Annotated in this window: 11 protein-coding genes; 5 read left to right on the forward strand and 6 right to left on the reverse strand. The window is 68.6% G+C overall.

The features are described from left to right. Nucleotides 1–4 precede the first annotated feature (4 nt). The 4 genes from ACFXP5_RS01420 (at nt 5) to ACFXP5_RS01435 (ending at nt 2,666) form a co-directional block, all read left to right on the forward strand. Nucleotides 5–1,219, forward strand: coding sequence for a phosphoglycerate kinase (locus ACFXP5_RS01420; RefSeq protein WP_394543226.1), 1,215 nt, complete (start codon nt 5–7; stop codon nt 1,217–1,219). Beyond that, complete coding sequence (gene tpiA, locus ACFXP5_RS01425) at nt 1,210–2,001, forward strand: triose-phosphate isomerase (protein WP_394526360.1); 792 nt, start codon at nt 1,210–1,212, stop codon at nt 1,999–2,001. Before ACFXP5_RS01420 ends, tpiA begins: the two co-directional genes overlap by 10 nt. 63 nt (nt 2,002–2,064) lie before the next feature. Continuing rightward, nucleotides 2,065–2,313, forward strand: coding sequence for a preprotein translocase subunit SecG (gene secG, locus ACFXP5_RS01430; protein WP_394526361.1), 249 nt, complete (start codon nt 2,065–2,067; stop codon nt 2,311–2,313). Further along, nucleotides 2,313–2,666, forward strand: a complete 354-nt coding sequence (locus tag ACFXP5_RS01435) for an RNA polymerase-binding protein RbpA (protein ID WP_394526363.1) — start codon at nt 2,313–2,315, stop codon at nt 2,664–2,666. The genes secG and ACFXP5_RS01435 overlap by 1 nt, the downstream gene beginning before the upstream one ends. A gap of 482 nt (nt 2,667–3,148) precedes the next feature. Here the strand turns inward: ACFXP5_RS01435 and pgl are convergent, their stop codons facing one another. Genes pgl through tkt form a run of 6 tightly spaced genes read right to left on the reverse strand, consistent with a single transcriptional unit; the run spans nt 3,149 to nt 11,265 of the window. Then, entirely contained in the window at nt 3,149–3,937 is a 789-nt protein-coding gene (gene pgl, locus ACFXP5_RS01440) for a 6-phosphogluconolactonase (protein ID WP_394526365.1), read from the reverse strand. Beyond that, nucleotides 3,930–4,880: a glucose-6-phosphate dehydrogenase assembly protein OpcA gene (locus tag ACFXP5_RS01445; protein WP_394526367.1), complete on the reverse strand. Its 951-nt coding sequence runs from the start codon at nt 4,878–4,880 to the stop codon at nt 3,930–3,932. Before ACFXP5_RS01445 ends, pgl begins: the two co-directional genes overlap by 8 nt. Next, nucleotides 4,877–6,427, reverse strand: coding sequence for a glucose-6-phosphate dehydrogenase (gene zwf / locus ACFXP5_RS01450; RefSeq protein ID WP_394526369.1), 1,551 nt, complete (start codon nt 6,425–6,427; stop codon nt 4,877–4,879). The genes ACFXP5_RS01445 and zwf overlap by 4 nt, the downstream gene beginning before the upstream one ends. 7 nt (nt 6,428–6,434) lie before the next feature. Then, on the reverse strand, nt 6,435–8,054 hold the full coding sequence (locus ACFXP5_RS01455; protein ID WP_394543228.1) for a glucose-6-phosphate isomerase: 1,620 nt from the start codon (nt 8,052–8,054) through the stop codon (nt 6,435–6,437). Then, nucleotides 8,051–9,172: a transaldolase gene (gene tal / locus ACFXP5_RS01460; RefSeq protein ID WP_394526372.1), complete on the reverse strand. Its 1,122-nt coding sequence runs from the start codon at nt 9,170–9,172 to the stop codon at nt 8,051–8,053. The genes ACFXP5_RS01455 and tal overlap by 4 nt, the downstream gene beginning before the upstream one ends. Further along, nucleotides 9,169–11,265: a transketolase gene (gene tkt / locus ACFXP5_RS01465; protein WP_394526374.1), complete on the reverse strand. Its 2,097-nt coding sequence runs from the start codon at nt 11,263–11,265 to the stop codon at nt 9,169–9,171. Before tkt ends, tal begins: the two co-directional genes overlap by 4 nt. A gap of 213 nt (nt 11,266–11,478) precedes the next feature. Here tkt and ACFXP5_RS01470 point away from each other — a divergent pair, with 213 nt between their 5' ends. Then, the gene (locus ACFXP5_RS01470) at nt 11,479–12,405 is read left to right on the forward strand and encodes a heme o synthase (RefSeq protein WP_394543229.1); all 927 of its coding nucleotides are present in this window, start codon (nt 11,479–11,481) and stop codon (nt 12,403–12,405) included. Nucleotides 12,406–12,429: the final 24 nt, after the last annotated feature.

Below are 12,429 nucleotides of genomic sequence, written 5' to 3' on the forward strand. Positions count from 1 at the left end.
GATCATGGCTCTGCGCACCCTCGATTCGCTGGGGTCGCTCGCAGGCAAGCGCGTCATCGTCCGTTGTGATCTCAACGTCCCCCTGAAGGACGGGATCATCACGGACGATGGCCGCGTGCGCGCGTCGCTGCCCACGCTGAACGCCCTCATCAACGCCGGTGCGCGCCTCGTCGTCGCGTCGCACCTCGGCCGCCCCGACGGGGCTCCCGACCCGAAGTACAGCCTCGCCCCGGTCGCTCAGCGACTGTCGGAGCTGCTGGGCTCCCCGGTCGCGTTCGCCCTCGACACGGTGGGCGAGTCCGCCACCGACGCCGTCGCCGCTCTCGAAGACGGCGAGGTGGCGGTGATCGAGAACCTCCGCTTCTCGCCCGGTGAGACGTCGAAGGATGCCGACGAGCGTCGGGCCTTCGCCCAGCAGCTCGCCCAGCTCGGCGACGCGCTGGTCTCGGACGGCTTCGGTGTCGTTCACCGCAAGCAGGCCAGCGTCTACGAGCTCGCCGAGATCCTGCCCTCCGCCGCCGGTCTGCTGATCGAGAAGGAGGTCGAGGTCCTCGACCGCCTGACCGAGAACCCCGAGCGGCCGTACACGATCGTGCTCGGCGGCTCGAAGGTCAGCGACAAGCTCGGCGTCATCAAGCACCTGCTGCCGCGGGTCAACCGCATCCTGGTCGGTGGGGGCATGATGTTCACCTTCCTCGCCGCTCAGGGCTACAAGGTGGGCGCGAGCCTCCTCGAGAGCGACCAGATCGACACCGTGAAGGCCTACCTCGAGACGGCGCAGCAGTCGGGCGTCGAGATCGTGCTTCCCGTCGACGCCGTCGTCGCAGCATCCTTCTCGGCGACCGCCGACCACGTGGTCGCCGACGCCGATGCACTCGAGGACACCCCCTTCGGTGCCTCGGGTCTCGGCCTCGACATCGGTCCGCGCACCGCCGACATCTTCGCCGACGCGATCCGCAGCTCGCGCACCGTGTTCTGGAACGGCCCCATGGGCGTTTTCGAGATGCCGGCGTTCGAAGCGGGCACGCGTGCGGTCGCGAAGGCGTTGACCGAGGTCGACGGACTCAGCGTCGTCGGTGGCGGAGACTCGGCCGCGGCCGTCCGTCAGCTCGGCTTCGCTGACAGCGACTTCGGGCACATCTCCACCGGTGGCGGTGCCAGCCTCGAGTTCCTCGAGGGTAAGAAGCTTCCCGGACTGGAGGTCCTCGGATGGCCGTGAACACTCGCACCCCGCTCATCGCCGGCAACTGGAAGATGAACCTCGACCACATGCAGGCGGTCGCGTTCGTGCAGAAGTTGTACTGGACGCTGAAAGAGGCCGGTCACGACCCGCAGACGGTCGAGACGGCGATCTTCCCGCCGTTCACCGACCTGCGCACCGTGCAGACCCTCATCGACGCCGACAAGATCCCCTTCGCTCTCGGAGCGCAGGACCTGTCCGAGCACGACTCGGGCGCGTACACCGGCGAGATCTCGGGGCAGTTCCTCGCGAAGCTCGCCTGCGGCTACGTGATCATCGGGCACTCCGAGCGTCGTCAGTACCACAACGAGACCGACGAGATCGTGGCGGGCAAGGTGCAGGCCGCCCTCCGTCACGGACTGTCGCCGGTGATCTGCGTGGGCGAGACGAGCGAAGACCTCGAACGTTTCGGCGCGAGCGCTGTGCCCGTGGGTCAGCTCGAGGTGGCGTTGGAGAACGTCGCCGCCGATGCCGACATCGTCGTGGCGTACGAGCCGGTCTGGGCCATCGGCTCGGGCCAGGCCGCAACTCCCGACCAGGCACAGGAAGTCTGCGCGAAGCTCCGCGAGGTCGTCGCCGCCAAGCTGGGTGAGGACGCGGCATCGCGCACCCGCGTGCTCTACGGCGGATCGGTCAAGTCGAGCAACATCGCGAGCTTCATGCGCGAGCCCGACGTGGACGGCGCCCTCGTCGGCGGTGCGAGCCTGCTGGTCGACGAGTTCGCGGCGATCATCCGTTACCAGAAGCACGTCGGCGTCTGAGAAGCGCACCCGTATACTTGACGATTGGGCGGCCGGACACGGCTGCAGCGAAAGGCGAATTCCGTGCAGATCCTCGAGTTCGGGCTGCTGGTGGTGCTGGGTATCACCAGCCTCCTGCTGACACTTCTCATCCTGCTCCATAAAGGGCGTGGCGGCGGCTTGTCCGACATGTTCGGCGGCGGCATGACGTCGGCGCTCGGTTCCTCTGGGCTCGCCGAGCGCAACCTCAACCGGTTCACGGTCGTGCTCGCCCTCACGTGGTTCGTCGCCATCGTGGGCCTCGGGCTGATCACGAAGTTCTCCGTCGTCTGATGGCGACCGGGGGCAATGCCATTCGGGGCACGCGCGTCGGCGCGGGTCCGATGGGTGAACAGGATCACGGCTACCACGCCGACCGCGTCGCGATCTCGTACTGGGACGCCCTCGGCAACGAGACGGTGCGCTACTTCGCGGCCGGCATCGCCGAGGAGGAGATTCCCGAGACGATCGACTCCCCGCACTCCGGCCTTCCCGCCGGGCGCGACAAGGAGAACCCGCCGGCGATCGCCAAGAACGAGCCTTACAAGACGCACCTCGCGTACGTGAAGGAGCGTCGCACCGACGAAGAGGCCGAAACGCTTCTCGACGACGCGCTGCAGCAGCTGCGCGAGCGGCGCGGCCAGTAACGCGAGCCGAACGACAAGAAGAGCGGATGCTGACAGCATCCGCTCTTCTTCGTTCCCGGGCGTGTGTGTCCTTGGGCTCGGCCGAAACTCCTGCACGAGCGAACTCGGCGAATCGGCGCAACTCGGTGCGGTTCACGCCGGATTCGCACCGAGTCCGGCCGATTGTCCGAGGTGGGTGAAGCGGATGCCAGCGCAGCGCGCGCTGGCTGGAGGAGTTTCGGCTGAGCGGAGGAGATTCCGGCCGGGGGAGTCCTCCGCTCGGCCGATTGTCCTGCGCGAGCGAACTCGGCGAATCGGCGCAACTCGGTGCGGTTCACACCGCAGAAGCACCGAGTTCAGCCGATTGTCCGAGTTGAGTGAGGCGGATGCCAGCGCTGGCCGGAGGAGTTTCGGCCGAGCGGAGGAGATTTCGGCCGGGGGAGTCCTTCGCCCGGCCGATTCTCCGAGGTGGGTGATGCGGATGCCGGCGCGAACGCGAAGGCTCAGTACTCCTGGTCGATCAGCTGTGGCGGAACCTGGTCAGCGGCCGCCTCGTCGACGAAGAGCACCGTGCGACGGCGACCCTTCGCACCCGCAGCCGGGACGCTGACGTAGCTCGCACCCGCGAGAGCGAGGCCGAGGGCCGAAGCCTTATCGGCGCCCGCCAGCACCATCCACACGCGCTTGGACGTGTTGATGACGGGGCGGGTGAGGGTGACGCGGTCCGGCGGCGGCTTGGGGGAGTCGCGCACGGGCACGACGGCCCGGTCGGTCACCTGGATCTCGGGGCGGTCGGGGAACAGCGACGCGATGTGCCCGTCGGGACCGACACCCAGGAAGCAGATGTCGAACTCCGGCCACGGCCCGTTCTCGCCCCGATCGGCGGGGGCGTACTGCGCGAGTTCCGCGGCATAGGCGGTGGCGGCAGCATCCAGATCGAGACTCCCGTCGCTCGCGGCGACGGCGTGGATGTTCTCATCCGGCAGCACGAGCTGGTCGAGAAGGGCTTCGCGAGCCTGCTTCTCGTTGCGATCGTCGGAGTCGCGCGGCACGAACCGCTCGTCGCCGAACCAGAAGTGCACCCCGCCCCACTCGATGTCCGTGATGCGGGGATCCTTCGCGGCCGCGGCGAGCACCGCTCCGCCCATCGAGCCACCCGTCAGGCAGATGTGCACGATCTTGTTGTTGGCGACCTGCGTCGCGACGCGCGACACGAACCGCTTGGCCACGGACTCGGCGAGTTCGACCTTGTCCGCGCTGATGACGACGCGCTTCTCGGTGGTCTCAGCCACGACGCTCCCGACTCGGTGCGTCGCCGAGGAGGGCGAGACCCTCGGTGATGACCCGGCCGTACAGCACGTCGGGGTCGAGGCGCCGCAGTTCCTCGGCGAGGCACTCGCGCAGCGTGCGGCGCGGGAAGGCCAGGTCGTGCGAGGGCTGGTCGGGCTGGGTCAGGATCGCGACATTGGGCTCGGGACGCTCCAGCAGGATGTCGCCGCTCGCCCGCGTAAGGCGCACCGACTTGATGCCGCTGGCCCACTCGGTGTCGGGGAGATACGCGTAGTCGACCGGCACCTGCAGCATGAGGCGCAGCCAGGCGGCGAGCAGCACGGTCGACGGCGAATCGGCCGCGCCCCGCACCTCGACCGCGGTGACCGGCTCGTACGGCGGCTGATCCAGCACGGCGGCGAGCTGCTCGCGCCAGCGGGTCAGTCGGGTCCACGCGAAGTCTGTGTCACCCGGCGCGTAATGGCTGCCGAGCTGGTCGATCCACGCGGTCGGATCGGGCTGGCTCGACGCGTCGGTGATCCGGCGCTGGGCGATCTTGCCGATCGCCGAGTGCGACGGGGTCTTGGGCGTCTCGCTCGGCCACCACGCGACCACGGGGGCGTCGGGCAGCAGCAGCCCGGTGACGAGGCTCTCCGCGTTGGAGCCCGCGGCGCCGTGCGCACGCAGCACCACGACCTCGCTCGCTCCGGCGTCGCCGCCGACGCGGATCTGGCCGTCGAGACGGGGGTCGTCGTCGCCGCCGCCGATCATCACGACGATCACCCGCATGGGGTGCTCGCGCGAAGCGTCGTTGGCGGCTTCGATGACCTCTTCTTCAGCACCGTGGCGGGTGACGATGATGAGGGTCAGCACACGACCGAGGGCGACAGCGCCGCCCTCTTCGCGCACGTTGACGAGCGCCTTCGAGATCTTGCTGACGGTCGTATCGGGCAGGTCGATGATCACGGGCGCCTCCAAGTGCGGCCGTCGCGGGCGAGGAGTTCGTCCGCGGAAGGCGGCCCCCAGGAACCGGGGGAGTACTGCTCGAGCGGGCCGCTCTGTTCGGCCCAGAAGTCCTCGATCGGGTCGAGGATCTTCCAGCTGAGCTCGACCTCTTCGTGGCGGGGGAACAGCGGCGGGTCGCCCAGCAGCACGTCGAGGATCAGGCGCTCGTAGGCCTCGGGGCTCGCCTCGGTGAAGGCGTGGCCGTAGCCGAAGTCCATCGTGACGTCGCGCACCTGGGTGCCGTCGCCGGGCACCTTGGAACCGAAGCGGATCGTCACGCCCTCGTCGGGCTGCACACGGATGACCAGGGCGTTCTGGCCGAGCTCCTCCGTCTGCGAGCGCGAGAACAGCAGCTGCGGCGCACGCTTGAACACCACGGCGACCTCGGTCACACGTCGGCCGAGGCGCTTGCCGGTGCGGAGGTAGAACGGCACATCCGCCCACCGCCGCGTGTTGACCTCGAGCTTGATGGCGGCATAGGTCTCGGTCGTGGAGTCGGGATCCATCCCGTCCTCCTCGAGGAAGCCGAGCACCTCCTCACCGCCCTGCCAGCCGCCCGCGTACTGACCGCGGGCGGTCGCGTGAGCGAGATCCTCGGGCACGCGCACCGCGGCGAGCACCTTCTCCTTCTCAGCGCGCAGGTCGCGCGCCTTGAAGCTGATGGGCTCCTCCATCGCCGTGAGGGCGAGCAGCTGCAGAAGGTGGTTCTGGATGACGTCGCGCGCCGCGCCGATGCCGTCGTAGTACCCGGCCCGACCGCCCACGCCGATGTCCTCGGCCATGGTGATCTGCACGTGATCGACGTAGTTGCGGTTCCAGATCGGCTCATACAGCTCGTTCGCGAAGCGCAGCGCGAGGATGTTCTGCACCGTCTCCTTACCGAGGTAGTGGTCGATGCGGAAGATCGAATCGGCGGGGAACGCGCTCTCGAGGTCGGCGTTCAGCGCCCGGGCCGAAGCCAGGTCGTGTCCGAACGGCTTCTCGACGACGACGCGGCGCCAGCCGTTGCCGTCCTTCGACGCCTTACCGACGAGCCCGGAGTCCTTCAACTGCTGGGTGACGAGGGGGAAGGCCTTCGGGGGGATCGAGAGGTAGTAGGCGTGGTTGCCCATCGTGCCGCGCTCGATGTCGAGCAGGTCGACCGTCTCACGGAGGGTACGGAAGGCCTCCGGGTCGTCGAACTCGCCCGGAACGAAACGGATGCCCTGCAGCAGCTGCTGCCAGGTCTCCTCGCGGAACTCGGTGCGGGCGTGCTGCTTGACGGCCTCGTAGACGACCTGGGCGAAGTCCTGGTCCTCCCAGTCGCGGCGGGCGAAGCCGACGAGAGCGAATCCCGGGGGCAGCAGGCCGCGGTTGGCCAGGTCGTACACGGCCGGCATGAGCTTCTTGCGGGAGAGGTCTCCGGTGACACCGAAGATCACCAGCGCACTGGGACCTGCGATACGACTCAGACGGCGATCCTCGGGATCGCGCAGGGGGTTGTGACCCTTGGAGATGTCGACGCTCATCAGTTCCTCACTGAGCTGCTTCGAACAGCGCGACGACGTCGAGCTGTGGATCGGTCAAGGTCAGGGTGACCACGGGGCGACCGTGGTCGGCGAGCACCGCGGCGTCACCGGCGGCTTGCGCCGAGATCAGCTGACCGAAGGTGAACGGTCGGCCGGGGATCTCGACGTCCACGTCGGTGCGCTCGGTGATCTGCAGGAAGACGCCGGTGGCCGGGCCGCCCTTCTGGTACTGACCTGTGGAGTGCAGGAACCGCGGCCCCCAGCCGAACGTCGTCGGACGCCCGGCATCGGCGGCGACGAGCTCGCGAAGCCCGGCGAGCTGCGGCAGCTCCAGGCGGTTCACGTAGGCCTGGATGGCCACGTACCCGTCGGGGGGCAGCTGCGCCCAGAGCGCATCGAGCACCCCGGCGAGGGTGCCGCTGGCCGTGAGCGCCGGATCCGACGCTCGCACCTCGACACCGTCGAGTACGAACGCGGGCGGCGTCGGCTCGGGACGCGCGTCCAGCAGACCGCGGGTGGCGGTCTTAGCGGACTCGACGTCGGGCTGATCGAAGGGATCGATCCCCAGCATCCGTCCCGCGATGGCGGTGGCGTACTCCCACACGATGAACTGTGCACCCAGCGAGCCGCTGATGAGGATCTCGCCCGGGTGGTGCTCGAAGAGATGGAAGTTCGCGAGGGAGTCGACGAAACGCACGATCTGCAGGTCGGCGGGCGCCGACTCGAGCTCGGGCGAGACCGGCAGCAGGACGACGGGCAGGATGCCGGTGCCGTCCTTGCCGGTGGATTCGGCGACGAGCTGCTCGATCCAATCGGGAAGCCCGACGATGTAGCTGCCGTCGGTGATCAGGCCCAGCTTGTCACGGCGGGGGTCGCCGCCCGCGATGGCCGCCGCGAGGACGAGCGCGGGGTTGTTCGGGCTGTCGATGGCCACCTCGAGCAGCGTCGCCTCCGCTTCGTCGAGCAGTTCGCCGATGTCGACACCGGCGAGGCCCGCGGGCACGAGTCCGAACGCGGTGAGCGCGGAATAGCGCCCGCCTACGGTCGGGTCGGCGGTGAAGACGCGGTAGCCGTCGGCGCGAGCGGACTGCTCGAGCGGCGAGCCCGGGTCGGTCACCACGACGATACGTTCGGCCGGGTCGATGCCGAGGTCGCGGTAGGCGGCCTCGAAGGCCCGCTTGGCCGAATCGGTCTCGACGGTGGAGCCCGACTTCGACGACACCACGAGTACCGTCTGTTCGAGACCGCCGGCTTCGGCGTCACCGTCGATCGCGGCGAGCACCTGACCGGGCGAAGTCGAATCGAGGATCACGAGCGGCACACCCTCGGTCTGGGTGATCACCTCGGGGGCGAGGGAGGAGCCGCCCATGCCCGCGAGGACGAAGCGGGTCAGGCCGCGGGAGACGAACTCCGCGCGGAGCGCCTCGATCTCGGGAACGAGCGGGCGCGAGACCGAAACGGCCTGCACCCAACCGAGACGGTGGGATGCTTCCGCCTCAGCGGCCGGGCCCCACAGCGACGCGTCGCCGGCCGTGATGCCCGACGCGATGAGGGAGGCGGCCAGCCCCGGGACCGTCGTTTCGACGAGTTCCCGGGGGTGACCGGTGACGTGGATTTCGAAGCTCATCCAGCGGCCTCGGCGCTGCCGGCTTCGAGAGCCTTCGCGACCGTGCCCTGCAGCTCCTGCCACGAAGCGACGAACTTCTCGACGCCTTCGTCCTCGAGCACCTGGGTGACGTCGTCGAAGTCGATGCCGACCGCGGCGAGGCGGTCGAAGACGTCGTGCGCCTCGGCGTAGTTGCCGGTGATCGTGTCACCCGTGATGACGCCGTGGTCGTAGGTGGCCTCGAGCGTCTTCTCCGGCATCGTGTTGACGGTGCCGGGGGCGACGAGCTCGGTCACGTACAGGGTGTCGGGCAGCGACGGGTCCTTGACGCCGGTGGACGCCCAGAGCGGACGCTGCACGGTGGCGCCGGCGGCGAGCAGCGCGGTGGCGCGCTCGGTCGCGAACTCCTTCTGGTACAGCTCGTACGCCAGGCGCGCGTTGGCGATGCCGGCCTTGCCCTTGAGGGCGAGCGCTTCCTCGGTGCCGATCTCGTCGAGACGCTTGTTGACCTCGGAGTCGACGCGCGACACGAAGAACGACGCGACGGACTGCAGGGTGGCGATCTCGTGCCCGGCGGCCTGGGCCTTCTCGACACCGGAGAGGTAGGCGTCGATGACGGCCGCGTAGCGGTCGAGGCTGAAGATCAGCGTCACGTTCACCGAGATGCCCGCACCGATGACCTCGGTGATCGCGGGGAGACCGGCCTTGGTGGCGGGGATCTTGATCAGCACGTTGGGGCGGTCCACGCGCGCGGCGAGGTCCTTCGCCTGCGCGATCGTGCCCTCGGTGTCGTTGGCCAGCTCAGGGGAGACCTCGATCGACACGCGACCGTCGACCCCGCCCGTGGCTTCGAAAACCGGCGTGAAGACGTCGGACGCGGCGCGCACGTCGTCGGTGGTGATCTGGAAGATCGCGTCGTCGGTGCCCACGCCCATCTCGGCGAGGGTCGCAACCTGGGCCTCGTAGGCCTCGCCCTTCGAGAGGGCTCCCGCGAAGATCGTGGGGTTGGTGGTCACGCCGGTGACGTTGCGCGTGGCGATCAGGTCGGCCAGGTTGCCGGTCATGATGCGCTGGCGCGACAGGTCGTCGAGCCAGATGCTGACGCCTGCGGCGGCGAGCTCTGCGGTGGGGGTGCTCATGCGTTCTCCTCGATGCTTTCGCGGGCCGCCGCGACGACGGCCTCGGCAGTCATGCCGAACTTCTGGTAGAGGGTCTTGTAGTCGGCGGAGGCGCCGAAGTGCTCGATCGAGATCGACCGGCCCTTATCGCCGACGATGCCGCGCCACGGCAGCGCGATTCCGGCCTCGACCGATACGCGGGCGGTGACGGCGGCGGGCAGTACCGACTCGCGGTACGCCTCGTCCTGCTCGGCGAACCACTCGAGCGACGGCGCCGACACGACACGCGCGTGGATGCCGTCAGCGGCGAGGGTGTCACGCGCAGCGAGCGCGATCTGCACCTCGGAGCCGGTGCCGATGAGGATCACGTCGGGGGTGCCGTTCGCGGCCTCCGCGAGCACGTAGGCGCCCTTGACCGCGAGGTGCGCGCTGGCGAGGACGTCACCGGATGCTTCGCCGTCGCCGCGTTCGACGACGGGAAGGTTCTGGCGCGAGAGCGCGAGACCCGCGGGGCCCGCGTGGCGGCGCAGCAGTTCGAGCCACACGACCGAGGTCTCGTTCGCGTCGGCCGGGCGCACCACCGTGAAGTTCGGGATGGCGCGCAGGGTGGCGAGCTGCTCGATCGGCTGGTGGGTCGGACCGTCCTCACCGAGGGCGACCGAGTCGTGGGTCCACACGAACAGCGAGGGGATGTCCATCAGCGCGCCGAGACGCAGCGGCGGACGCATGTAGTCGCTGAAGATCAGGAACGTTCCGCCGTAGGGGCGGGTCGGACCGTGCAGCACGATGCCGTTGATGATCGAGCCCATGGCGTGCTCGCGGATGCCGAAGTGCAGCACGCGGCCGTAGGGGTTGCCCGACCACTCGTGGGTGGACCACTCGGTCGGGATGAACGACGCCGCGTTCTTGATGGTCGTCAGGTTCGACTCGGCGAGGTCGGCCGATCCGCCCCAGAGCTCGGGGAGCTCGGCAGCGAGGGCGTTGATCACGGTGCCGGAAGCGGCGCGCGTCGAGACCTCTTTACCGGCTTCGAAGACCGGCAGCGCGTCGGCGATGTTCTCCGGCAGCTCGCGCGCCTGGAGGCGGTCCCACAGCGCCTTGCGCTCGGGGTTCGCAGCAGCCCAGGCGTCGAACTTCTTCTGCCAGGCGGCCTTCTCGGCCTCGCCGCGGCTGACGAGCTCGCGCGTGTGGCTGAGCACCTCGTCGGAGACGACGAAGTTCTTGTCGGGGTCGAAGTCGAGGACCTTCTTCGTGGCGCGCAGCTCGTCCTCACCCAGGGCGGAGCCGTGAATCTTGCCGGAGTTCTGCTTGCCGGGGGAGGGCCAGCCGATGATCGTCTTGAGCACGATGATCGAGGGCTTGGACACCTCGGCCTTCGCCGCCTCGATGGCGTCGTACAGCTCGGCCGGGTCTTCGATGTACTGACCGGTCTTCTTCCAGTCGACCGTCTGCACGTGCCAGCCGTACGCCTCGTAGCGCTGGGCAACGTCCTCGGTGAAGGCGATGTCGGTGTCGTCCTCGATCGAGATCTGGTTGGCGTCGTAGATGACGACGAGGCTGCCGAGCTCCTGGTGACCGGCGAGCGAGGAGGCTTCGCTGGTCACACCCTCTTCGAGGTCGCCGTCCGAGGCGATGACGAAGATGTTGTGGTCGAAGGGGCTCTCACCGAGCTGAGTGTCGGGGTCGAACAGGCCGCGCTCGAAGCGCTGCGCGTAGGCGAAACCGACGGAGGAGGCGAGTCCCTGGCCGAGCGGGCCGGTGGTGATCTCCACGCCGGCGGTGTGACCGTACTCGGGGTGACCGGGCGTCTTGGAGCCCCACGTCCGGTAGGCCTCGAGGTCGCTCAGTTCGAGACCGAAGCCGCCGAGGTAGAGCTGCACGTACTGTGTGAGCGAGGAGTGCCCCGCCGACAGGATGAAGCGATCGCGACCGGGCCAGTGCGGGTCGGCGGGGTCGGACCGCATGACCTTCTGGTAGAGGACGTAGGCGGCGGGCGCCAGGCTCATCGCCGTCCCTGGGTGGCCGTTGCCCACCTTCTCCACGGCGTCTGCCGCGAGGATGCGTGCGGTGTCCACCGCGCGCCGATCGATTTCATCCCATTGCAAGTCCGACACTCGGTTGCCTCTCTCGATTCGGCGCCCTCTGGTCGTGCCGCAGCCCCGTGTCCGTTCAGGAGTGGGGGGAGTCGGCGCCGGGCGCGCGTTCGGTTTTCAGCATAGCGAAGCGGAACAGGGGCGAGGGGGCCCTTGACGCACCCCTCACGCCGAAGCGGAAATGCGATGCCCTAGACTTGCCGATGACCGAATTCATGCTGTAAACGGGGGACGATGGACATCTCGACGACGTCGCACACGACGGTCGCACTCCCTCCGAAATCGCTCGGCCGCACGATCCGCGCCTACGTCGCGTTGACGAAGCCGCGTGTGCTCGAACTGCTGCTCGTGACGACCGTGCCGGTGATGATCCTGGCCCAGAACGGTCTGCCGAACCTTTGGCTGATCTTCGCCACGGTCATCGGCGGCTCACTGAGCGCCGGGTCGGCGGCGGCGTTCAACATGTACCTCGACCGCGACATCGATGCGCACATGCAGCGCACCGAGAAGCGGCCCCTGGTGACCGGCGAGGTTTCGCCCCGCAACGCCCTGATCTTCGCGTGGACCTTGGCGGCAGCATCCACGGTCTGGCTCGTCGCGACGACCAACCTGCTCGCGGCATCCCTGTCGGCCGGCGCGATCTTCTTCTACGTCGTGATCTACACGATGATCCTCAAGCGCCGGACCGAGCAGAACATCGTCTGGGGCGGTATCGCCGGGTGCTTCCCCGTGCTCATCGGCTGGTCGGCCGTGACCGGTTCGCTGTCGTGGACGCCGTTCATCCTCTTCGCGCTCGTGTTCCTGTGGACCCCGCCGCACTACTGGCCGCTGTCGATGAAGTACAAGGCGCAGTACGAGAGCGTCGACGTGCCCATGCTGGGCGCGACGCGCAGCGGATCCCAGGTGGGCCTGCAGGTCATCCTGTACGGCTGGGCGACGGTAGCGTGCTCGCTGCTGCTGATTCCGGTGGCTCCGATGGGGCTCGTGTACAGCGTCTCGGCGGTCGTGCTGGGCGGCTGGTTCCTCTACGAATCCCACCGCTTGTACTCCCGGGCCGTGCGCGGCACGGAGCCGCGGCCGATGCGCGTGTTCCACGCCTCGATCACGTATCTCACGCTGCTCTTCGTCGCGATCGCGATCGACCCGCTGCTGCCCTTCTGAACCCGGGGTCCTCGACCCCGCCCG

The organism is Microbacterium hanjuni, from assembly GCF_043556395.1.
GTDB lineage: Bacteria > Actinomycetota > Actinomycetes > Actinomycetales > Microbacteriaceae > Microbacterium.